At 50.5% G+C, this 24,173-nt stretch carries 19 protein-coding genes and 1 pseudogene; all 20 read left to right on the top strand.

What is annotated here, in order from left to right:
* Positions 1-487: 487 nt before the first annotated feature.
* The 20 genes and pseudogenes from rfbB to E5E97_RS19520 all read left to right on the top strand — a co-directional run bounded on the left by rfbB (position 488) and on the right by E5E97_RS19520 (position 24,070).
* A pseudogene (rfbB, locus tag E5E97_RS19615) lies at positions 488-1,572 on the top strand (dTDP-glucose 4,6-dehydratase).
* Positions 1,572-2,435 (top strand): glucose-1-phosphate thymidylyltransferase RfbA, encoded by an 864-nt coding sequence (gene rfbA, locus E5E97_RS19610; RefSeq protein ID WP_118880828.1) that lies wholly within the window; start codon positions 1,572-1,574, stop codon positions 2,433-2,435. The pseudogene rfbB and the gene rfbA overlap by 1 nt, the downstream one beginning before the upstream one ends.
* 11 nt (positions 2,436-2,446) lie before the next feature.
* Complete coding sequence (rfbC, locus tag E5E97_RS19605; protein ID WP_017410382.1) at positions 2,447-2,998, top strand: dTDP-4-dehydrorhamnose 3,5-epimerase; 552 nt, start codon at positions 2,447-2,449, stop codon at positions 2,996-2,998.
* 2 nt (positions 2,999-3,000) lie between these two features.
* Positions 3,001-3,828 (top strand): NAD(P)-dependent oxidoreductase, encoded by an 828-nt coding sequence (locus E5E97_RS19600; RefSeq protein WP_171280831.1) that lies wholly within the window; start codon positions 3,001-3,003, stop codon positions 3,826-3,828.
* Positions 3,828-5,315, top strand: coding sequence for a lipopolysaccharide biosynthesis protein (locus tag E5E97_RS19595; protein ID WP_171280830.1), 1,488 nt, complete (start codon positions 3,828-3,830; stop codon positions 5,313-5,315). The genes E5E97_RS19600 and E5E97_RS19595 overlap by 1 nt, the downstream gene beginning before the upstream one ends.
* 3 nt (positions 5,316-5,318) lie before the next feature.
* Entirely contained in the window at positions 5,319-5,825 is a 507-nt protein-coding gene (locus E5E97_RS23715) for a DapH/DapD/GlmU-related protein (RefSeq protein ID WP_171280829.1), read from the top strand.
* Between the two features lie 2 nt (positions 5,826-5,827).
* Entirely contained in the window at positions 5,828-6,409 is a 582-nt protein-coding gene (locus E5E97_RS19585) for a DapH/DapD/GlmU-related protein (RefSeq protein ID WP_253265111.1), read from the top strand.
* Positions 6,409-7,290, top strand: a complete 882-nt coding sequence (locus tag E5E97_RS19580) for a glycosyltransferase family 2 protein (protein ID WP_171280828.1) — start codon at positions 6,409-6,411, stop codon at positions 7,288-7,290. Before E5E97_RS19585 ends, E5E97_RS19580 begins: the two co-directional genes overlap by 1 nt.
* Before the next feature lie 9 nt (positions 7,291-7,299).
* A complete protein-coding gene (locus E5E97_RS19575) occupies positions 7,300-8,277 on the top strand; it encodes an EpsG family protein (RefSeq protein ID WP_253265110.1) in 978 nt (325 codons plus the stop codon).
* Positions 8,261-9,343 (top strand): glycosyltransferase, encoded by a 1,083-nt coding sequence (locus E5E97_RS19570; protein WP_242522858.1) that lies wholly within the window; start codon positions 8,261-8,263, stop codon positions 9,341-9,343. The genes E5E97_RS19575 and E5E97_RS19570 overlap by 17 nt, the downstream gene beginning before the upstream one ends.
* A gap of 3 nt (positions 9,344-9,346) precedes the next feature.
* The gene (locus tag E5E97_RS19565; protein ID WP_171280827.1) at positions 9,347-9,946 is read left to right on the top strand and encodes a DapH/DapD/GlmU-related protein; all 600 of its coding nucleotides are present in this window, start codon (positions 9,347-9,349) and stop codon (positions 9,944-9,946) included.
* Entirely contained in the window at positions 9,936-10,934 is a 999-nt protein-coding gene (locus E5E97_RS19560) for a hypothetical protein (RefSeq protein ID WP_171280826.1), read from the top strand. Before E5E97_RS19565 ends, E5E97_RS19560 begins: the two co-directional genes overlap by 11 nt.
* A 1-nt stretch (position 10,935) precedes the next feature.
* The gene (locus tag E5E97_RS19555; protein ID WP_171280825.1) at positions 10,936-12,384 is read left to right on the top strand and encodes a mannose-1-phosphate guanylyltransferase/mannose-6-phosphate isomerase; all 1,449 of its coding nucleotides are present in this window, start codon (positions 10,936-10,938) and stop codon (positions 12,382-12,384) included.
* Positions 12,384-13,811, top strand: a complete 1,428-nt coding sequence (locus E5E97_RS19550; RefSeq protein WP_171280824.1) for a phosphomannomutase — start codon at positions 12,384-12,386, stop codon at positions 13,809-13,811. Before E5E97_RS19555 ends, E5E97_RS19550 begins: the two co-directional genes overlap by 1 nt.
* A gap of 58 nt (positions 13,812-13,869) precedes the next feature.
* The gene (locus tag E5E97_RS19545) at positions 13,870-15,141 is read left to right on the top strand and encodes a sugar transferase (protein WP_242522859.1); all 1,272 of its coding nucleotides are present in this window, start codon (positions 13,870-13,872) and stop codon (positions 15,139-15,141) included.
* A gap of 6 nt (positions 15,142-15,147) precedes the next feature.
* Positions 15,148-16,050, top strand: a complete 903-nt coding sequence (gene rfbD, locus E5E97_RS19540; RefSeq protein WP_171280823.1) for a dTDP-4-dehydrorhamnose reductase — start codon at positions 15,148-15,150, stop codon at positions 16,048-16,050.
* Between the two features lie 261 nt (positions 16,051-16,311).
* Positions 16,312-17,394 carry an LPS O-antigen chain length determinant protein WzzB gene (locus E5E97_RS19535; protein ID WP_253265109.1) on the top strand — a complete coding sequence of 361 codons (1,083 nt, stop codon included), beginning with the start codon at positions 16,312-16,314 and terminating at the stop codon, positions 17,392-17,394.
* 97 nt (positions 17,395-17,491) lie between these two features.
* Positions 17,492-19,207, top strand: a complete 1,716-nt coding sequence (locus E5E97_RS19530; RefSeq protein WP_171281243.1) for a PglL family O-oligosaccharyltransferase — start codon at positions 17,492-17,494, stop codon at positions 19,205-19,207.
* Between the two features lie 151 nt (positions 19,208-19,358).
* Positions 19,359-20,012, top strand: coding sequence for a YceH family protein (locus E5E97_RS19525; protein WP_171280822.1), 654 nt, complete (start codon positions 19,359-19,361; stop codon positions 20,010-20,012).
* Between the two features lie 215 nt (positions 20,013-20,227).
* Positions 20,228-24,070: a DEAD/DEAH box helicase gene (locus E5E97_RS19520; RefSeq protein ID WP_171280821.1), complete on the top strand. Its 3,843-nt coding sequence runs from the start codon at positions 20,228-20,230 to the stop codon at positions 24,068-24,070.
* Positions 24,071-24,173: the final 103 nt, after the last annotated feature.

Raw genomic sequence — 24,173 nt, 5'->3', positions numbered from 1 at the left:
AACTCGGCTGGTAACGATCTGCTTGGTCTCGATAGAGGCCTTTCTAGAGGTTGGAAGATCATCTTTTCTGCTTGAAGAGCAGAGAACCTCTACGGGAGAGAGCGTAAATCGCTTACTTTAGAAAGGGTTGTTATGGCTGTTCAAGCGGCCAGGAAAGGCGCTAAAATCCGGACTTTGCCTTTGGGGCATGGCAACGATTAGCTGCAGTTTTTTTGGAAACTGGCATGTTCAATGTGCAAAAGAAATCGCACTTTGTCATCAGGGAGCGATGACAGAATTTTCCCAAGCTGGAGGGCACTATGGCCAACAGCACACACAATCCGGTCAAAAGCAGTAATCTGGGGGCTGTAACCCAGGGGCGGTAGCTATTGTCTTTTTCGTGGTTGGTGTCAGAAATCCGCCATTTTAGCGAGTATTTTCACCACCATGAACAATGGTAACTGGTTCAAAAAGAACCGAATTTCTATTACTTTTCAAGAGCATAACTATGAAGATTCTTGTCACTGGTGGCGCAGGCTTTATCGGCTCGGCGGTTGTTCGTCATATCATTCGGGATACCAAAGATTCAGTTATCAACCTCGACAAACTCACCTATGCGGGCAACCTGGAATCCTTGGCCAGTGTCGCAAACAGTGAACGTTATGCCTTTGAACAGGTGGATATCTGCAACCGCGCCGAACTGGATCGGGTGTTTGCCCAGCATCAACCGGATGCCGTAATGCACCTGGCGGCCGAGAGCCATGTTGACCGCTCCATTACCGGCCCCGCCGACTTCATCGAGACCAACATCGTCGGCACCTATATGTTGCTGGAAGCGGCTCGCGCTTACTGGAACGGTCTGGATGAGGTACGCAAGGCTGCTTTCCGTTTCCACCATATCTCCACCGACGAGGTGTATGGCGATCTGCCCCATCCGGATGAAGTAGCCGCTGGTGTTGCACTGCCGCTCTTCACCGAAACTACCCCTTATGCCCCAGCAGCCCCTATTCTGCCTCCAAGGCTTCAAGTGACCATCTGGTGCGCGCCTGGCGTCGTACTTACGGCCTGCCGACCGTCGTCACCAACTGCTCCAACAACTACGGCCCGTACCACTTCCCCGAGAAGCTGATCCCGCTGGTGATCCTCAACGCCCTGGATGGCAAACCGCTGCCGGTATACGGCAAGGGTGACCAGATCCGTGACTGGCTCTATGTGGAAGATCACGCCCGGGCGCTTTATACCGTGGTTACCACAGGTGTCATCGGCGAGACTTACAACATCGGCGGTCATAACGAGAAACAGAATCTGGAAGTCGTGCATACCATCTGCGATCTGCTGGATGAAATGGTGCCCAAGGCCGGCTCCTACCGCGATCAAATCACCTATGTGGCCGACCGCCCTGGCCATGACCGCCGTTATGCCATTGATGCCAGCAAGATGAGCGCCGAGCTCGCCTGGCAACCGCAAGAAACCTTTGAATCCGGTATCCGCAAGACAGTGCAGTGGTATCTGGATAACCAGCAGTGGGTCAACAACGTGAAGAGTGGATCCTATCAGTCCTGGATCGATCAGCAGTACGGGGAGAAGAAGTAATGAAAGGTATTATTCTGGCAGGTGGTTCAGGCTCTCGTCTTCACCCCATCACGCGTGGCATTTCCAAGCAACTGCTGCCGATTTATGACAAGCCGATGATTTACTATCCCCTCTCGGTGCTCATGTTGGCAGGTATCAAGGATATCTTGATCATCACGACGCCCGAGGATTCGGAAAGTTTCCAGCGCCTGCTTGGCAACGGTGAGCAGTTCGGCATCAATCTGCAATACACGGTTCAACCGTCACCGGACGGACTGGCCCAGGCCTTTATTCTGGGTGAGGAGTTCATCGGCCAGGACAGCGTTTGCCTGGTGCTTGGCGACAATATCTTTTTTGGTCAGGCCTTTGGCAAGCAGTTGCAAAAGGCGATAGCCAATCAGGAAGGGGCCACCGTCTTCGGTTACAAGGTTATGGATCCCGAGCGTTTTGGCGTCGTTGAATTCGATGAAGAATTCCGTGCCAAGTCCATCGAGGAAAAACCGGTAAAACCGAAATCGAACTGGGCTGTCACCGGTTTGTATTTCTATGACAACTCCGTCATCGAGATCGCCAAGAGCATCAAGCCATCCGAGCGTGGTGAGCTCGAAATCACCAGCGTCAACCAGGCATATCTGGAGCGTGGCCAGCTGAAGGTAGAACAACTGGGCCGTGGCTTCGCATGGCTTGATACCGGTACCCATGACTCTCTGATTGAAGCTTCTCAGTTCGTGCAAACCGTTGAAAAGCGTCAGGGATTCAAGATCGCATGTCTTGAAGAGATTGCGCTCAACAATGGCTGGTTGAACCGTGATCAAATCAAGGCTATTGGCAGCAGCATGGTGAAAACTGGTTATGGCAAGTATTTGTTGAGTCTGATCAAATAAGAGATGTCGACATGAATGTAATCAAAACAAAAATTGCAGACCTGCTGATTATTGAGCCGAAAGTGTTTGGCGATGAGCGAGGTTTCTTTTATGAAACTTACCAGGAAGCGCGTTACAAGGCCGCCGGAATCACGGCGGATTTTGTCCAGGACAACCGCTCGCGTTCTACACAAAATGTACTGCGTGGTCTGCATTTCCAGAAAACCAAGCCACAGGGAAAACTGGTCACTGTGACCCAGGGCCGTGTATTTGATGTTGCCGTCGATTTAAGGCCAGACTCTCCTACCTTTGGTCAGCATGAATCTGTCTTGCTGACAGGAGAAAACAAGGTTCAGTTTTACATTCCGCCTGGATTTGCCCATGGTTTCTGCGTACTGAGTGAAACGGCCGATTTCCAATACAAATGTACCGATTACTATGACCCGACCGATGAAAGCGGGTTGCTGTGGAATGATCCCGCCCTGGGGATAGAGTGGCCGTTGACGGCGCCGCTGTTGTCACCGAAAGACAGTGTGCAACCCACGCTGGCCCAGATCCGTGACAACCTAGTGAATGGGTGGTGAGCATGAAACGTTACACAGTGTTTGGCGGGCGGGGCTTTATCGGCAGCGAGATCGTCAGCATGCTGGAAGCTGCTGGCCAGAATGTCTGGGTGCCGCCGCGCGATGATGAAAGTGTATTCGACACCGATCTGGGGACTGTGATCTATAGTGCGGGACAGGGTGACTGCAAGAATGCTCCGCTGGGGGTGTTTGATGCCAATTGTCGTTTGCTGGCCGATCTGCTGGCACGAGGCAAATTTGAGCGTCTCCTTTATGTCTCTTCCACCCGTGTATACATGAATCAGGACTCGGCGGCAGAAGGAGACGACCTGAAAGTATGTTCCGATGATCAGCGCCGCTTGTTCAACCTGACCAAGCTGGTATCAGAAGAACTGTGCCTGAAAAGTGGGCGCGATATCACTATTGTCAGACCAAGCAATGTCTATGGTGTTGCTCTGCACAGTCCGCTTTTCCTGCCGGCGATCACCCGTAATGCAATCAATCACGGCAAGGTGGATATGTATATTGACCAGGATTATGCAAAAGATTACGTTTCGGTAACGGATGTTGCCCGCGCCTGTATAACCTTGGCCACTCATCCTGAGAGTGTGGGACAAATCATCAATATCGCTGCAGGATATAATATTACGGCTAAGCAAATAGCGGATGTCTTACATAAATTCACAGAATGTGAAATCGTGTGGCATAAGATTGCTTTCCCGAATGAAAACTTCCCTCAGACAGCTATCACTAAGATCATGTCTCTCATCCCTGATTATCAACCAAGGAATGTACTCGAAGATATTGAGCTGATGATAGCAGAATTTAAAACTCATTTGGCTGTACACTGATGAGTGGGTTTAATAGACTGCTGAAGAACTCAGTAGCAAATATAATTAATGGTTTTTCAAATGTAATATTGGGGATAGTTATATCCCCTTTCTTATTGCAACGTTTACCAATTGATAGTTTCTCGATATGGAATTTGAGTATTCAAGTTGGAGCGTTCTTTGCTCTCATTGGTTTTGGATGTCAGTTAACTGTTGCGAGAAACATTACAATTGCGAGAGAGAAAAAAGACTCCATAATGGAGCTCCACATAATAAAAAATGGTATTTTTTTAAGTTCTCTAGGGATTATTCTTAGTTGTCTATTATTAACTTTAATTTATAACAACTTTTATTTTTTATTTAGTAAAGTGGAAGGGATTGAAGCATCTGAGGATAAGGTAACTTTTTTTGTTGTAGCTATATCATTTGTTATTGGTCTAATATCATCTGTATTTAGTGGTTTTTTCACTGGGATAGAGAGGAATGACATCCCAGCAATGATAAATTTATTGTCGAGAGTTATATTAGGTATCCTCATTGTAATGTCGGCGCAATATGGCATTAAAGTAATGTCATATGTTTATCTAGTAGTTAATATTCTATCTTACTTGACGATATATATATCATATTCATTTTTCAGAAACCCTCTAGATAATCAACCATCAAAAGATGGTTCTGAGTATAAATTTGGAAAATTTTTTTCATATTTCATTGGTATAAGCGTTTTCAATTTAGCCTCTTTTATGTTGGTTGGATTAAATGGGATACTAGTAGGTAAATATGCTTTTGATGAGTTTGCATATTATTCACTGGGAATGAGTTTGGTAACAGCTGCTGTAGGGTTTATTAATGCCGCCATGTCACCAATAATACAGCCGTTGGTGAAGCTCTCCAATAGAAATGACTCTTCAGAAAATTTAAATAAATTATTATACAACTTAACTTTTATTGTCATGTTGTTGTCTATCATTTCTATAATAATAGCATTTTATGTTGGACCATACATTTTGAGTTTATGGATAGGAGATTCGATTTCTACTCATGTAGAGAATATATTTGTATCTCTGATGGCTGTCAATCTTGTTAGGTTAGTCGGCGCTCCACTTGGTCTATTATATATTGCTCAAGCTAAGCAGAATAAAATAATGCATTATCCGTTAATGGAAAGTGTCATTAGCGTTGTATTGACAATTATTCTGATTCATTCCTATGGAATGTATGCGGTACCTATAGGGCTAGCTATTTCAGCTTTTCTAATACTATTTATATATTCATTTAAATTATTAAATATACTAGATGATCATAGTTATTTTATCAGATATAAATTGATTTTCTTAATATATCCACTATCAATGTTTATTTTTATTATCGGTTTAGTAGAAGCGAGAAAAGAAAACATAGATATCGTAAGTTATATGCTAAATGTTTTATCAATTCTAGCTCTAACAATCGGTGGATATTTGGTGTTTAGAAAAACAAAAAATATTAAAAAAATACTCGAGGTGTGATTCATGATCGGACGATTGATCAACTTTATATATAAAATAAAATATAGATTCTTCCTTGATAAGAGAGTTGAGATTTCACCTGATAATGTTTTCATCCATAATGCTGCGACATTTATAGTTACTGGTAATTCAAACTCTAAGATAAAAATAAATAAAGATGTGTATGTGGGGAGATATGCAAATATACATACTGGCTCTCAAATTATAATTGGAGAGGGCGCTGTTTTAAGTGACTATGTGTATTTAAGCACTCTCTCACATGGCCTGGATCCGCAATTAGGACCAATAATGCAGCAAGAGTCTTATGATAAAGGACCAATAATTTTAGGTGAAAATGTATTCATTGGCTTTGGCTGTAAAATTATGCCTAATGTCACACTAGGAGACTGGTGTATTGTTGGTGCTGGTGCGGTTGTGACAAAATCGTTTCCTAATTATGTAATGATTGCAGGAAATCCAGCTAAAATAATTAAAAAATATGATTCCCAATCTAATAAATGGGTGAGTTAATTATGATTTTTGGAAAAATCATCAATGGCATATTTTTGATATACAGTCAGCTAAAGTACAAGATTCTTATGCATAGTTTTGGCCATAAGAGTAGAATTATAAAACCTATGCTAATCTCTAACCATAAGCATATTTCTGTAGGCTATAATGTTATTATAAGAAATGGAGTGAGGTTAGAGGTTGTTGACCCACAGAATGAGATTGTAATAAAAATTGGGAATAATGTTAATATAGAGCAATATGTTCATATTGTTGCTCGATGCAATATATCGATAGGTGATAATGTATCTATTACTGGCGGATGTTCTATTGTAGACGTTGTCCATCCATATAATGATGTGTTCGCAGCCAATAAAATAGGTGATCGAATAGAAGATACATGTATGCCAGTTCTGATAGGTGATGGAAGTTTTATTGGCTTCGGTTCACATATAAATCCTGGCGTGACAATAGGCCGGAACTGCATTGTAGGAGCTAGATCTGTTGTCACCAAAAATGTAGATGATTACAGTGTAGTCGCAGGAAATCCTGCAAGAACAATTAAAAAATATAATTTTGATAAGAATGTGTGGGAGAAAATATAGTGTATTCACCAAAGTTAGGTCTTGTTACTGTCCTTTATAATACACCTGAAGTTTTACCCGATTTTTTTAAAAGCATTGTATGTCAAAAATATAAAAATTTTATCCTCTATGTAATAGATAACAGCTCTAAACCCGAGTCACTTCGTCTGGCACGAGAGCTGGCCTCTCAGTACGGTATTGAAACTACTTTCATCGACAACCAGGGCAACAATGTCGGCGTGGCGGCCGGTAATAATCAGGGAATTAAAGCCGCTTTGGTGGATGGGTGCGAATATATTTTGATCATCAACAATGATCTTCTTTTTGAGGCGCCAGATGTCTTTGACAAGTTGATGCAGGTGGCCATCAATGGGGAAAGCCTCGTCAGCCCGTTGATATTGAATTATCCGGAAGGCAAGCTTTGGTATGCCGGCGGACATTTCGATGAGTATCGGGCGTTGGCTCCTCATGATTACGCAGGGATGGATAGAGCCGCAGTAGCAAAATTTGATGAATATCATGCTTATGCACCCACCTGCTTTCTGATCGTAAATAGTGATGTGTTCAAGCAAGTCGGCATGATGGATGAACGCTATTTTGCTTATTATGATGATACCGACTTCCTTTATCGTGCTTATATTGCAGGTTATAAAGTAAAGCTCGAGCAGGATGTAGTGATATCACATAAAGTCAGCGTATCAACAGGGGGGGATTTGAGTTTCTTCGGCGCGTATCATCTGACCCGAAACAGAATTTATTTTTCTAAAAAGAATCTGCCTTTCCCAAAAAGAGAAATAAGTATTTCCTATACCGCTATCACTCGGTTGGGACGTATATTGATTTCTGCTGGCGCAGTAAGACAGGGATTCATCAAGGGGCTGGTTGACGGCTTCAAAATGTAGTATGCATGTATGACACTATATCTGGTTCTGCTACTTTATATTCCTCTGATACTTCTCTCTATCTGCTCTGAAAAAGATGAAAGAATATTAAAAGGAGCTTTTTTATATATTCTCCTGTTCTTCATCTTTTTCCATATAGATGCTGGGCCGGATCATCATGTATATCAATGGGCCTATTATGAGCCACCATTCTCCATTCCCTTTGAGCCAGTCTTTGGTTTGCTGTTGGCTACTGCCAAGCTGTTTGGGTTCGACTACATAGAATTTTTAGTAGCTCTGAGACTGATTAGTTTTATTTTGTTGGCGTATGCGTGCCTCAAACTGGACAAAACAAAATTCATATTTCTGATGGGACTGTACATTCCGATTTCGTTCATCACGTTTGAATTGAATTTGTTGCGCCAATCTTTATCTTTGCACTTTGGTCTGGTAGCCGTCTGTTTTTATCTCAAGAACAGAGATAAAACCTCTTATACGTTCATGATACTGGCTGTCATGTCACACCTCTCTGCAATCGTAATGACCTTGATTTATTTGAACAAGATAAAGGCCAAAGTACTGGTTTTATTAGGTATGGCGGGATTGATGATATTTATGCTTGCCTTGCCGGCGATCATAAACAAAGTCAATGATTACCAGGCATTGGGCGCGTTGAATCTCCGTCTGGACGTGGCGATGTTGCAGTTGATAGTACTCATGATCTTGCCGTTCGTGTTCTTCAAAACTCAAGGTGGCTTGCTCCCGACCCTGCTCTATGTGGCTCTTTGCTTAATGACATTTATCCCTGTTTTGATCAGGCTATATCCGATTGCTTTGTTGATCCTGTTGCCATCAATTGCCATGGCAAAAGGAAACAAGAAGATGACAACACTCTGTTTATTCGTTTGTATTTCTTTCTTCATGACTATAGGAAAGACATATTTACTGTTGCAAGCCGACCAGCATGCCATTCAGGAGGGCACCTATCAGCATGGTTACACAAAATAAAAAAGTCATATTTGTTTCCATGTCGGGCCGCGACTCTGCCATGTGGTTTTCGTTTACCGGGCTGGCCCATGCGCTTGAAGAATACGATGTTTCTTTTGCATTTCCATCGTCTAATCCAGCAGCAGAAACTGAATATACAGAGCATCTTTTTTATTACAACTTGCGGAGTCCTATCAAGACCGCTCGTTCAGTATTAGCGTTGGCGAGAGTGATCAATGAAAAATATGATCGTGTGGTCATCTTCTCACAAGGTATTTTCTCTGCCTATCTGACCATGTTGCTGAATAGGAGGATTGAAGTCGTCGCTTGGGGTCATGAACTCATAAAGCATGTCGAGAGAGCTGGCTTTTTGCGGGGCATGAATTACTTTCTGTCAGATCGAGTCATGGCATTGAGAACTGCCAGAATGATAGTCGCTTCTGATGAGCTGGAATCGATAGCGGTTGCTTGCTACCCAAAGAAGAAAATAACCAAAACCTGTTTACCCATGTCGGGAGATTTTGCGTGCCTGGTTAACAAAGCCAACACTAAAGGTGAGCGCACTCATGCCAAGTTGGAGATACTTTTCTTTGGTGCCATCACATCCTACAAGGGGTTGGACATTTTGGGGCGGGTTCTCGATAAATTCAACGATGATGATGTTCACTTGACCATCATGGGTAGAGGGGCGCTGGAAAAATATTCTGAGGGTCTTTATCTACGGGCCACACAGGGGCGAAATGTCACCTGGATTAATAAATTTGTTGATGCTGAAGAGGTCGTGGCTCAGTTGCATGTATCTGACTACATGTATTCGATGTATAGTTCCGTTACGGCGACATCACAAATAGACATCGCAAATGCATTTGGTGTTCCTGTACTGGTGACGGATCTTCCATTTTTTAACAAAAAAATAAAACATGGCTGTAATGGGTATATTCTCAATGAACAGTCCCTGTATGTGCTGCTGCAAGAGAGAGTGGCTGGAAAACTGACCGGATCTCGGGAAGAGGTTATTGCGCATTATAATCAGGCCGGTATCAACAAGTATTGTGTAGAAAATATAATAAAAGACGGGATTGTCTAGATCATGAAAAAATATATCCAGCACTATGGTCTCTGGGGATGTATTCGATTGATGGTAGAATACATCATCACCAGAGTGTGTTTTCGAAATGCTCGTCTGATCCGGCGGCCTTTTGAGATCAGGGGAGCATCAAGGATCCGCTTGGGGAGAGGATTTACCACCGGAAGATATTGCCGGCTGGAGGCTCATGGCTCAGATGGTATCAACCTGGACATAGGGTTGAATTGCCAGCTCAATGATGCGGTTCATATTGCTGCAGCCGACAGTATTGTGATCGGTGATGATGTGTTGATCGCTAGCCGGGTGTTTATCACGGACCTCAATCATGGTAACTACAGCGGGGAAGAACACTCTCATCCTGATTCCATCAGCAGGCAGCGGACGCTGCATACCAAACCGGTTGTGATTGAGTCAAATGTGTGGCTTGGCGAGGGGGTCGTCGTGTTGCCTGGCGTCACAATTGGCAAGTCCTCCATCATCGGTGCAAATTCAGTAGTGTCCAGAGACATACCGGCAAATTCCATTGCGGTAGGTAATCCGGCAAGAGTGATTAAGCAGTTTGATTTCCAACGTGGGCAATGGGTGGCTGTTGATGCGAAGTAATGCTGGTGCCGTGTTGATATGCCCGGATTTTTTTGATTATAAAAATTTGCTTACGGCAGAGCTTGAACACCGTTACACATCGGTGCTCTCTTTTTCTGACCGTCCTAAATGCACCTCTTTAGCAAAAGCATTGATAAAATTCAATATTCTTGGATATGCCCATTTTGCTGCCAAAAAATATAGTGATGAAATTTTAGACTCTATTGCTGACAAGCTTTCTGGCATCGCTGAAGTTATTATTGTCAAGGGGACTTGTGTCTCTCCTTGTCTGATCGAGACAATTAAAAAAATCAATCCAAAAACAAGAGTGATTTGTTACAGCTGGGATTCCATTTCAAATATAAAGACGTTTCCTTTATTGGCAGTCAAAGCCGATGCGGCATATACATTTGATATCGCCGATTGCAAAAAGTACGGCTATGGCTATTTGCCATTGTTCTATTCGGATAAAAAATCCCACACTCATACTGTTGCCAAGAAATATAAATATAGTTTCATCGGCAGTTATCATGGTGATCGTGTAGCCGTCTTGCAACGCATCTTCTCCCATGAACATGATGCCTGTGTATATGTAAAAATATTTTTCCAGAGCAAATTGCAATTTGCATTTTACTATCTTCTCGATCCTGCCTTGCGCACTGCACCCAAAGAGTGGCTCACATTCAAGCCACTGACAAGGGCAGCAATTACTGATGTGGCTGAGCACAGTAAATATGTCATCGACATACATAATGCCAATCAAACCGGCCTCACCATGCGTACCTGGGAAACCTTGGGCGATGGTCATCAATTAGTAACGACGAATGCAGCAGTGCTCTGTCATGCAGACATGAGAGAGATTGTTGTCATTGACAGGAATACAGGAAAACGATGGTCTGATTCACAGTGTGCTCGGTACCTGGATGCGATGTCGAATTCCGCGCTGAGTGTAGATGCGTTGTCCATATCTACATGGCTTGATAACTTGTTGGCAAGAAGTGAAAATTAATATGGCTGTTATTCCCGTAATCATGGCTGGGGGCTCTGGCTCCAGGCTTTGGCCCATGTCTCGTGAGCATTTCCCAAAACAGTTCCTTAATTTGTATGGAAATAATTCAATGCTGCAAGAGACAGTAAACAGGCTTGCTGATATTGAATGTACTGCTCCCCTGATCCTGTGTAATGAAAAGCATCGCTTTATCGTGGCTGAGCAACTTCGTCAGCTCGATATCCTTGCCAATAACATCATTCTGGAGCCGGCAGGACGAAATACTGCTCCGGCAATCGCGTTGGCTGCAATACAAAGCCTGAGAAATGTGGATGATGCGCATGACCCGATATTGCTGGTGTTGGCTGCAGATCACTTGATCAAGGATCAACAGGCATTTACCAATGCAATCAACAGTGCCGTTCCGTTTGCCACGTCGGGTAAGCTCGTCACGTTCGGAATTGTTCCGAACGCACCGGAGACGGGGTACGGTTACATTCATCGCGGTAGTGAACTGGATCCCTCTCGGGATGAAGCAAAGGCATATTGTGTCAATCAATTCGTCGAAAAGCCCAATCTGGATGTTGCCAAGAGCTATCTGGCGAGTGGAGAGTATTACTGGAACAGTGGCATGTTTATGTTCAGTGCTCGCCGTTATCTTGCCGAGTTGAAACAGTCACGTCCTGATATATACGATGCATGCGTGGCTTCGATGAATGATGTCAGAAGTGATCTTGATTTTATCCGGATCAATAACGATGAATTCAAGCAATGTCCCAGTGACTCTATTGATTATGCCATTATGGAGAAAACCTCTGATGCGGTTGTCATCCCAATGGATGCTGGCTGGAATGATGTAGGTTCATGGTCATCCTTGTGGGAAATATCGGATAAAGATGCATGCGGTAATGTTAGCCGTGGCGATGTTATGTTGACCGAAAGCCATAATAACTATGTTTCTGCTGAGTCCATCCTCGTCTCCACTATTGGCGTGGATAATCTGGTCATCATTCAAACAAAGGATGCCATCCTCGTTTCAAGCAAGGACAAGGTGCAGGACGTCAAGTCGATAGTCGAAGAATTGAAACGCTGTGACCGCAAGGAATATAGCACTCATCGCGAGGTATATAGACCATGGGGTCAGTACGACTCAATTGATGACGGCAATGGCTATCAGGTCAAAAAAATATTGATCAGACCCGGCGAGCGTCTATCAACACAAATGCATCACCACAGAGCAGAGCACTGGATCGTGGTTTCAGGTACTGCGAAGGTGACCAATGCTGAACGTGAGTTTCTGATCACCGAAAACGAATCCACATTTATTCCAATAGGTGCAATACACTCCCTTGAAAACCCGGGCAAGGTTGACCTGGAGTTGATCGAGATCCGCTCCGGAAAATATCTCGATGAGGATGATATCATTCGCTTTAGTGATAAATATGGCCGAGTTGATGGGGGAGAAAAATGATGAAGCAAGACTACCTTTTGAGCCGTGACGTGATCAAGCACAGTGGTATTGAATTTGGTACCAGTGGTGCACGAGGTCTTGTGACCGATTTTACAGTACCCGTGTGTTTTGCATTTACCTGTGCCTTCGTTGCCGTGATGAGGACTTCTTATCGCTTCAATCAGGTCGCGCTCGCCATCGATAACAGACCAAGCAGTTATGATATGGCAATGGCCTGTGCAACGGCCCTCGAGGCAATGGGATTGGAACCTGTCTATTACGGCGTTGTCCCGACACCTGCATTGGCTTACAAAGCCATGAATGACGGTATCCCCTGCATCATGGTGACCGGTAGCCATATTCCATTTGATCGCAACGGGCTTAAATTTTATCGTCCCGATGGCGAGATAACCAAGGGCGACGAACTGGCCATTATCTCGGCAGAAGAAACCTTTTGCGTTGCAGACAATCTGGTTAGCCTGGGTGCAAATAATGATGCAGCCGAAGCCTACATCGCGCGCTATACATCGCTGTTCCAGCATGCACCACTCACTGGTATGCGCCTTGGTATCTATGAGCACTCGAGTGCGGGGCGTGACCTCTATGCCGTGCTCTTTGCAGCATTGGGGGCCGAGGTCATTTCTCTTGAGCGAACCGAGACTTTTGTTCCCATCGATACAGAAGCCGTTTCCGAAGCTGATCAAGAGAAGGCCAGAAAATGGTCCCATGAATATAATCTCGATGCGATTTTCTCGACAGATGGTGATGGTGACAGGCCCTTGGTGGCTGACGAGTCAGGCAACTGGTTGAGAGGTGACATATTGGGTCTGCTCTGTGCCGCCAATCTGGGTATTGAAGCAGTTGCTATTCCTGTCAGTTGCAATACTGCCGTCAGTGAATCCGGAAAATTTGCCAATGTGACCCATACCAAAATTGGTTCACCCTATGTTCTGGAAGCGTTTCCAATATTGAATGCTCAATATGGATCCGTGGCTGGTTTTGAAGCCAATGGTGGATTCCTGCTTGGTAGTCAGGTGACGTTCAATGGGCAAACCTTGGCTCCTTTGCCAACGCGGGATGCAGTATTGCCAGCCTTGATATTGTTTGTCAGTTCACGGATTTCCAGAATATCAGCATTGGTTGAGGCGCTGCCCAACAGATTTACCTGCTCTGACCGGCTCAAAGATTTTCCCAGAGAGAAAAGCAGAGAAATAATAGAGCTGGGGCAAAATGATATTGCCAGACTCATGCTGAAATTGCATTTTGATGAGTTTGAAATAATGTCGGTTGATCAAACCGATGGCTTGCGAATTTTATTTGTCGGAGGAGATGTATTGCATCTTCGACCTTCAGGCAATGCACCAGAGCTTCGCTGTTATGCCGAGTCTGATAGTGTGGAAGGAGCGAAGTCTATTGTGAATCAGTGTCTTGGTTATTTGCAAAAATAGATTTAAAATCGCTTTTGGAAAGCAATGTGCACAAACATTAAGCTCATGGGGTAATACATTGAGTTATCAACGCCGTCACTCACGCTGGTATGAGCGTGTATTGTTCAGTCCTCCTTCTCTGTTTTTCTTGGGAGCCTTGCTTGCTGTGTGTTTGCCCGCCCTTGAGCGTTGGGGGTGGGGATTTTGGGAGTATCTCGATGCCGTCAGGGTCAATACCTTGGGTGGGGCTTTCATCGCCTTCCTGTTGACCGGAATCGTACTTTATCGGTTCCTGCGTTATCCCGGAGCAAGCCCCGTTGCCTATATGATCCCGACGGTGACAACTCTTTATGGGGCGCTCGTAGGAGTCCTCTTCTTCCTGCGCCTGCCTTATAGCAGACAGGTTCTTTTCGAATCTTATGTCGTTGCACTGCTCTGCTGCTGGGTGGTCTACTTTATCGGCCGTCGTTACCGTACTCCCAAATATGCATTGCTCCCGTTTGGTGACTACCAGGCGCTCATGCATCACACCGGGGTTGAGTGGCGTTTGTTGGACAAACCGGATCTGGGGGCCATACGTTACGATGCCGTTGTGGCTGATTTGCGCGATGACAACCTGGCAGGTGAATGGGAACGTTTCCTGGCCCGTTGTGCATTGGCCCACATTCCTGTTTACCACATCAAGCAGATCAGTGAGACCCTGACGGGCAGGGTGAAGATTGATCATCTGCATGAAAACCAGCTCGGCTCTCTGCTGCCTTCTCCGGTCTATGCCTGTGTCAAACGGGGCCTTGACATACTGGCTGCCGTAATTGCCATACCACTGTTTTCACCATTGATGCTGGTCACTGCCGTGTTGATCAAGCTTGAAAGTCCGGGGCCGGTGATGTTTTTGCAAAACCGAGTAGGCAAGGGCAACCGGGATTTCAGGATTTATAAATTCCGCAGCATGTGTCAGAACTCCGAGCAGCACGGCGCTCAATTTGCACAAGATGGGGACATGCGCGTCACCCGGGTGGGCAAGGTGATCCGCAAGTTGCGCATTGATGAACTACCTCAGTTCTTCAATGTGCTCAAGGGAGACATGAGCCTGATAGGTCCGAGACCGGAGCAGCGTACTTTCGTGGATCAATTTGATCGGGAAATCCCCTTCTACATGTATCGTCATATCGTACGACCCGGGATCAGTGGTTGGGCTCAGGTCGTGCATGGCTATGCAGCTGATGCTGATGATACCCGTATCAAGATCGAACACGATTTTTACTACATCAAGCACTTCTCCCTCTGGCTGGATGTTCTCATCGTGTTCAAAACCATTCGGACTATCCTGACTGGTTTTGGGGCCCGGTGATCCCGGATGAAGATCTTGTTGTTGGGGGCTCGTGGCCAGCTGGGACGAGCCCTTTTTTCTGCACTGCACCAGATGTTTCCTAATTGGCAAGTTAATGCACTTGGAAGGGAAGAGTGTGACATCACGATTCCAGATGTCTTGTGTGGCTGGATTGATGCTCGCAGTCCCGATGTCATCATCAATTGTGCTGCCTACACGGCTGTCGATGAGGCTGAAAAGGAGCAGGAACTGGCTGACATGGCAAATCACCAGGCCTTGTTGTGTATGGCGAGGGAAGCCAGTAATGCGGGGGCGTTGCTGGTACACTTTTCGACGGATTATGTGTTTGATGGGACAGGGACTCGGCCCTGGCTTGAAACGGATCAACCCAGACCTCTGAATGTCTATGGAATGAGCAAGTATGCTGGTGAACTCGCCATACAGCGCCTGTGCCCACACCATCTGATTATTCGTACTGGCTGGTTGTACGGTGGGGAAGGCAGGCATTTTGCTCGTACCATTTTGGCACGTGCCAAGCAGGGACAGGCACTTGCTGTGGTTGATGATCAGTGGGGGGCTCCGACTCGGGTTGATTGGTTGGCGAGCGCATCTGTATTTGCGCTGTCGCAAGTGTTGAATTCACCTAATAAGGCTGGGCTATACCATCTGGTGTGCCGCGGCGAGACAAGCTGGCATGGTTTTGCCTCTGCTCTGGTAAATGAAGCGTTTCGGTTAGGTATGTTGAAAGAACAGATAAATGTTCGCACGATTCATTCGGATGAATGGCCGCAACAGGCGCGCCGACCTTTGAACTCGAGGTTGGATTGCCATCATTTTTCCGATCTCTTTGGAACTGAGCAGCCACACTGGCAGGAACAGATGAAAGATTGGCTGCTTAATCTTAACAAATCAGAGGTGAAAGTAATATGAGGCTTTCATTAGAGCAGTCCAAGTAAACAAATACTTATTAAGATGATTTGATACATCGTTGAAATAGTGAAAATTTTATTTATTTAATGAAGGTTATCTTTTGTTCAATTAGGTTATTTAAATTTTAAATCACATTTTTATTGGTTTTTTAATATAAAACTGCGGCTGAAAGCTATTAATTAATAACGTTTATACTATGCCTTGTGAAGGCTGTTGGTGTGGTATATATTTGTTGGAGCTTTTTCATTTTTAGAGATGAATATGAACAAACAACAATTAGATAATTTGGATAATAAGTTGCCACAAGGTTGGCAGGCGACTTCAGGTAATGAGATTGACTTGTATGAATTATTTTTAGTACTGTGGCGTCAGAAAATACAAATCCTGATAATCACGGTCCTGTTTGCTATTGCTGGTATCGGTTATGCCCTGTTGGCGCCACAGGTTTGGGTTAGCCAGTCTCAGATAAAACCACCGTCATTGCAGGAAGTAGAATCACTCGAGCTCAGAGTTAACCAGCTGATTAACGCTCAGATACCAGCCGCCATTTTTGATTCGTTTAAAAAAGGCGCTCTTTATGGCGACTTTGTGAGCAGCTTCAACAGTTTCAATAACAAACGGCAGTTTCTGATAGAACAGGGTTATCTGGATATGGATGCAGAGGTAGCCGGGATAACGGATGATAAAGGGAAACGCACCCTGCTGAGGAAAATGGCTGATGGGATCAGCGCAGTTGCTTTTGATGCTCCGAGTGACAACATTACCCTCTCTTTTGGAGCGGCCACTGCAACTGAAGCTCAGCAGCGGCTTAAACAATACATAGCTTTCATCCAGCAACAGGAGATTGCGTCGAAGAGCAAGGAACTGGAGACAATCTGGCAAAACCGGATAAAAGTTCTGCTGTCCCAGTATGACAGTATCAAGGCTGATACTCTTACCCAGCTGAAGGATGATGTTTCGCGTACAGAATACAGCCTGCGTATCAGCCGTGCGGCAGGTATCGAGACCCCGGTCGAGAACCTCAATGTTCGTGATGGATTTAATATCGAGTGGGGGGCTAAAGCGCTTGCTGAGAAGCTTAAAGTATTAAAAGAATTGAAAAATCTTGAGCTTCTAAATCCAGCCCTGAGCGATCTACGCTTACAGCTGAGTAGTCTAAGGGCTATCAAACTGGAGCAACAATCGTTCCAGTCTTTTTCCTATTTGGCTTCTCCAAGCGAGCCCCTTAGCCGCGACAAACCCAAGCGTCCTCTGGTGGTCGTGCTGGCCACCTTGCTCGGTGGCATGCTGGGGGTAGGGATAGTTCTGGTACGCCATGCGTTTCGCAGACCGGAACAGGTATAGTATTAATTCATAAGCAAGAGGGGGCATATGCCCCCTTTTCTTTTTCAGGCACGGCAGAGGGATTGATCGACATGAACGGAAGGGACGGCGAAAGATGATGGCAACGACGAGGAGCATGGCGATAGTCAGCCCCCTTTACTGGCTGCTGGGCATGCATTTTTTCATGCACAACCCCGGTGGAGCCGGGCTCTATCTGCCGTTCAACGCCTGGGGCTGGATCTTCGCCAGCCTGGTCATCGGTCTGGGGCTGTGGCAGGTGACGCTGCAGCAGCGGCTGGTGTTCTCCTCTTTGCAGGGCTGGCTCTGGTTGGGGGCGCTGCTGCTGCTGCTGCCCATGGCCTATCCCGGCTTTGAACTGAAAGACTACGCCATTCCCCGTTTGCTGGGGCTGTTTGCCGGTCTGCTGTTTCTGTTCTGTCTCTACCAGTGGCAGCTGGTGCGGGCGTCTCGTGACCGGCTGCTCTATCTGCTGCTGGGCGCGGTGGCCATCGAAGCGCTGCTCGGTTTGGTGCAGTACTACCTGCTGATCCCGGGTAACTGGCTGGGGTATGACACCCGCGCCAATCGCCCCTACGGCATCTTTCAACAACCCAATGTGATGGCGACCTTCATGGCGACCGGGCTTGTGCTGGCCAGCTGGCAGGAGCTGCGCGGTAATACCAACCCCTGGCTCAAGGGGTTGCGCTATGGGGTGATCCTAGCGGCCAGCCTGCTGCTGGTGGCGCTGCAATCCCGGGTGGGGCAGTTGGGGGGGCTGCTGGCGCTGCTCCTGCTCGTGCCCGCATTGCATCGTCAGCGGCGGCTGGCGCAGGTACTGGGACTGGTTGCACTCGGTGTCGGGCTGGGGATCGCCTCCCAGTACGGGATCAGCGGTGTCAAACGCGGGCTGGAGGCCTATCAGTCCGGCGGCATGCGTTCCATCTACTGGCCCTATGCCGCCAAGCTGATTGCCCAGTCGCCCTGGGTTGGCTGGGGTTACGGCAGCTTTGAAACCACCTTTTTGCACCACTACATGGCCGACAAGGCGCTAAACCCGGCCATGGTACAGATTGAATACAACCTCGATCACCCCCACAACGAGTTCCTCTACTGGGCGGTGGAAGGGGGGCTGGCCCCGATGATCGGCATGGTACTGATGGGCGGCGCTCTGTTGTGGCGCGTGCTCAAGGCTGGTTGGGTCAAAGGGGCGGCGCTGCTGGCCCTGGTGACCCCCATCCTGCTGCACACCCAGACCGAGTATCCGCTTTATCACGCCATCGCCCTGTGGTGGGCCCTGCTGCTGCTGGTGTATGTGCTGGATGCGGAAGTGGAGGAGGGGTTGCAAGCCTCGGGCCGTGCCAGCTGGTCCGAGTATGTCTATCGCCCCTGGTTGTTGTTGCGCTTCGTGGCAATCATCATTCCCCTGTTGGTGGTGCCCTTCATGCTGACCGCCATTCATACCGCCTGGGTGGTCACCAAGTACGAGCGCGGCGGCTACAAGGAGCCGACCCTGCTGCTCGACGTCGTCAATCCCATGGCCTGGTTGACCCGGGTCGAGTTTGACGTCAACTCGGTGCGGCTGATGGTGGGCTTGCAGGCCAACAATCACGCAGAGCTGGAGGCGTATTTAGAGTGGGGTCAGGCGTTTGTGCGCCACACGCCGAGAGCCAACATCTACGCCAACATGGTGATCGCGCTGGATGCGCTGGGACGCAAAGAGGAAGCCCGGGCACTGCGCCGCGAGGCGCTGGCGCTCTACCCGGGAGATCCCTTGCTGACCGGCTCGGCCGCCACCTCCGTGGCCACGGCGCTGGAGCGCAAACCCTCGGCCTGATAGCGGCTGTCGAGGCCATGTGGGGCCGGCAGGCTGCGCGATGTTTCATCAACTGCCCCATCGCCTCGCAAAAATGGCGGCCGCTGCTGGACGGCAGAGGCGCCATGGCTAAGATGGTGGCCTCAACGTCTTGTTTAGTAGGGAGTATGAAATGGAGTTAGTGCTTGGCCCGTTGGAGGCCCGCGTGATCGGCTGTCTGATCGAAAAGGAGATCTGCACCCCGGATCAATACCCCCTCTCTCTCAATGCGCTGGTCAATGCCTGCAACCAGAAGAGCAACCGCGAGCCGGTGCTGGAGTTGTCCGAGCTGGACATCCGGGCTGTGGTGGATGAGCTGATCCGCAAGCGACTGGTGGTCAATACCGCCGGCTTCAATGCCCGGGTTCCCCGTTACCAACACCGCTTCTGCAACACCGAGTTCGGCGAGCTGAAGTTCACGGCCCAGGAGCTCGGCATTATCTGCGAACTCTTGCTGCGAGGTCCGCAGACGCCGGGGGAGCTGCGTTCGCGCACCAACCGCCTGTGCAGCTTCGACGACGTGACCCAGGTCGATGCGGTATTGGCCAAGCTCGCCGAACAGGGGCCCTACGTGGTCAAGCTGCCGCGCGAGCCGGGCAAGCGCGAGTCCCGGTATGCCCACCTGTTCAGTGGCGAGGTGGATCTGCAGGCGCTGGCCGAGGCGGCCCCCGCCAGCAGTTATGCCTCGCCCGCAGCGGATCGACTGACGGCGCTGGAGGAGGAGGTCGAGAGCCTCAAGGCGCAGCTGCAGCTGCTGGCCGAGCGCCTGGCGCGGCTGGAAGGCTGACTCGCTGGCAATATTGTCCATCAAGAGGCGCCGAGGCGCCTTTTTTTGTGCGCCTTTTCTGTCATCTCCATCCGGTGAACCCCATGGCCCCACCTTGCCCCAAGCTCGCCTCTGACGGGGATGCCGCAGCTTTTTTGCGTTATTTCGTCGTTAAGGGTCGAGCCGCCGTCGCTTTCCCGTTAAAATTCCGCTTTTGCACCTGCCCGTGAGTCTCGATGTCTGCGTCCACTCTCTCTTCAGATTGTTATGCCCTGCTCGGTGAGCTGCAGTTGCAGCGCACCGCCAGTACCCGCTATTTGCAAGAACAGCTGCCGCTTGGGCAGGCCCTGCTCGACAAGTTGAGTCAGTTGCAACTGCTGGGGTTGGTGCGGCTGCGTGGGGAACAACAGTGGAGTCTGACGGCAGAGGGAACCCTGGCGTTGATCCTGGCGGTGCGCCGCGGCGATTGTCCCATGCCCAACTGGGCGCGGGTGCCGTCGGTCACCGGTCAGGAGATGGCGCAGGCGCTGGTGCGTGAGCTCTGTCTGGGGGAGGCCGGGCAAGTGCCTGCTTACTATCTGGCGGCCGATCTGCTGAGCCTGCTCGATCTGCCCGATGCCCACCGGTTGCTGGCAGGCTCGAGCCCTCAGTGGCAGCGGCTGCTGCTGCAGCACTTCGCCCTGCAAACGCTATTGGATGCCGAGCCCCATGAGCAGTGGCCGCTGGCCCAGGCAGCCGGCGAGTGTGTCGCCGAGCTGGCCAGGCTGAGCGATGGCTTTGCTGCCGAGTGGCAGTGGCTCTGTGGCGAGCTGAGCGGGAAAGCAAACACTCACTGGCCCGCCCTGCAACAATTGGCGGAGCAGGGGGGAGAGCAGCCCCTGGCCGAGCGCCTGCTGGCAGCGCTTGGGGCTTGGCAGGCGCAGGAAGGGCAAGAGGATGGGCAGGGTAAGTGGCCACTGACCTTCAGTGCCTTGCTCTGGCTAGGCTGGTTGCAGCAGGCCGATCCCGTACTCGCCAGCGAGCAGCGCAAGAAGTGGCAGCGCAGCCTGGCCAACCAATTTCCGCTGCTGGCGGATCTGCTGGGGCAGTGGGCGGGTGATCGCCACGGCCAGGCGGTCGGGCTGTTCGATACCCTGCAATTGCCACCGGAAGAGCTGCACTGGGGCTACCTCTGGCTCGATCTCTGCGCCCTTGCCCGGCACGGAGAGCAGAGCCCCCAGGTGGCCATCCTGCACAAATGGGATCTCTCCCACGTACTGGATGCCGCGCCCCGCCACCGGTTGATGGCCTTCTGCCAGGATCTGCTGCGGCTGTTGCTGGGGCAGGGGGCGCAGCAGCCGCCGCTGCAGCAACTGCGCGCCGCCAGCGGCGAGCAGGAGGCCGACGAGCAGGACGGGGAGGACAAGACACCCGCCTCCGCCAGCTGGCTCAACTGGCTGCAGGGGTTGGGGCGCGCCAGCGGCGTGCGCAAGCCGCAGGAGCGACTGGTCTGGCTGCTGCATGTGGAAGGGCCCGAGCTCGAGTGCAAGATCCAGAAACAGAGCACCAAGGGGGAGTGGACTGCCGGTCGCCGGGTCGATCCCACCCTGCTCTCCACCCAGTACGCCAACCTGCTCGACGAGGAGGACTGGGCGCTGGTCCGCACGCTGCCGCGCACGCTGGGGCGGTTGCCGCGCGAGGTGTGGGCCCCGCTTGCCAACCATTCCCGCCTGTTCAATGCCAGAGGGCAGAAGCTGCAGCTGGCCATCACGGCACCCTTGCTGCAGATAGTGGCCACCGAGCAGGGCATGAGCGCCGTGCTGAGCCCGGCTGCCGCGGCGCGAGGAGCCCACATACTGCCGCTGGCGCAGGATCTGTGGCAACTCATCCTCACCCCGCAGCCGCTGCTCGACCGGCTGCCCGCGCTGGAAGCCATTCCGCTGCTGCCGGTCGAGGGGCTGGCGGAACTGCAGCATACCCTGGACGCCATTGCGGGACTGCCCTGGCACAGCCAGGTGGCGGGCCTGCACGGCAATGCCGAGCTGGCTCCCTGGCCCGGCGTGGCCTCGGTTCAGCTCGACTGGCAGGATGGCCAGCTGGCGGTCCGGCTGGTGACCCGGTTCGACGACTTGCCACCGCAGCCCCTTGGCAAGGGCGAGGCCATCGTGCGTCAGGGGATCAAGGATTATCACTACTGGCAGCGGGACTTGGCGGCCGAGAAGGGCGAGGCCCAGCGGCTGCGCAATCAGTTGCCCATCGAGTTGCCCGGCAGCGAGTGGCGCCTCGAGGGAGAGCAGGCACTGGCGCTGGTCAACGCCCTGCCGGAGCTGGTGGATGCCGGCGTGGTCATTCACTGGCATCAGGACAGCGCACGGTTGAAGAGCCTCGATGAAGCCGCCCTGAGCCTGCGGATCGAGCGGCGCCAGGATTGGTTCCAGGTGGAGGGGGCGCTCTCTCTCGATGAGCACCAGATCCTCGATTTGCGCCTCATCCTGCGCCAGCTGACCCCGGGCCAACGCACCGTTCAGCTGGACGAGAAGACCAGCCTGATGTTGAGCGACAAGCTGGTGGAGCGGCTCACCATGCTGGGCGCCATGCTCGACGAAGAGCAGCGCATCAATCACAAGCTGGCCTACCCGCTGACCCGCCTGCTCTCCGTCATCACCACCGAGGGGGATGCCGCCTGGCACTCCCTGCAACAGGAGTGGCAGCAGGAGGTGGAGTGTCCGGCCGAGCTGCTGGGGCCGCTGCGAGATTATCAGAAGGAGGGGGTTCGCTGGCTGGCGACCCTGGCCCACCACGGCTTTGGCGCCTGTCTGGCCGATGACATGGGCCTTGGCAAGACGCTGCAGGCGCTCATCGTGCTGCGCATGCGCCAGCATCTGGGCCCGGCGCTGGTGGTGGTACCCAAGTCAGTGGTCACCAACTGGCAGGAGGAGGTCGCGCGCTTTGCTCCCGAGCTGGAGGTGGTGGTGTTCGACAACCCCTCCGAGCGGGAAGGGATGATCCGCGAAGCCAAGGCGGGCCAGATCATCCTGCTCAACTACGGCATGCTTGGCAGTCTGGCGGAGGCGCTCAAAGCCCGTCGCTGGTCCTCCATGGTGCTGGATGAGGCGCAGCAGATCAAAAATGCCGGCACTCAGCGGGCCAAGCTGCTGTTCCAGCTGGACGGCGATTTTCGGCTCGCCCTCTCCGGTACGCCCATCGAGAACCACCTGGGGGAGCTGTGGAGCCTGTTCACCTTCATCAACCCCGGCCTGCTCGGCAGCCTCGGCGAGTTCAAGCGCCGCTTCGGCAAGGCGGTGAAGGATCCCCAGCACATGGCGCTGCTGCGGGCGGTGATCAGCCCCTTCATCCTGCGCCGGCTCAAGCAGCAGGTGCTGACCGAACTGCCGGACAAGACCGAGATCATTCATCACATCAGCCTTTCCCCCGAAGAGCGCCAGCTCTACGAGGCAACCCGGCGCGAAGTGGTGCAGCAGGTACAAAGTGCCGACGGCCGCGCCCTGATGCACGTGCTGAGCGGGCTGACCCGGCTGCGCCGGCTCTGCTGCTCGCCCCAGCTGGTGATGCCCGAGTGGTCCCAGGCCAGCAGCAAGCTGGACGAGGCGATGGCGCTGCTGGAGGAGGCCATCGGCAATGGTCATCGGGTGCTGGTGTTCAGCCAGTTCGTCGATCTGCTGAGCCTGTTGCGGGCCCGCATCGAGCAGCAGCAGTGGGACTACTGCTATCTGGACGGCGGCTGTTCGGCCAAGTCACGGCAGGAGTCCATCCTACGTTTTCGCCACGAGGCGGTACCGCTGTTTCTGATCAGCCTCAAGGCGGGGGGCACGGGTCTTAACCTGACCCAGGCCGATACCGTGTTGCACCTGGATCCCTGGTGGAATCCGGCGGTGGAAGATCAGGCGAGCGATCGGGCCCACCGCATGGGGCAGACCCAGCCGGTGACCGTCTATCGCCTGGTGTGCGAGCAGACGGTGGAGGAGAAGATCGTCGCCCTGCACGATGAGAAGCGGGCGCTGGCCGACGGCCTGCTGAGCGGCCAGTCGGAAGTGCGTGGGCTGGATGTGGAGAGCCTGCGAGCCCTGCTGATGAGCTGACTGCGATCAGCTGACTCGGGCAACAGACAAGGGGAGCATCCAATGATGCTCCCCTTGTTGTTTGGTACGTGTTGTTTGGTTTGTCGTTTGGCGCACGTGACGC

This window comes from Aeromonas sp. 2692-1, from assembly GCF_013085505.1.
Lineage (GTDB): Bacteria > Pseudomonadota > Gammaproteobacteria > Enterobacterales > Aeromonadaceae > Aeromonas > Aeromonas hydrophila.
This window is presented reverse-complemented; position numbering and strand designations above follow the sequence as displayed.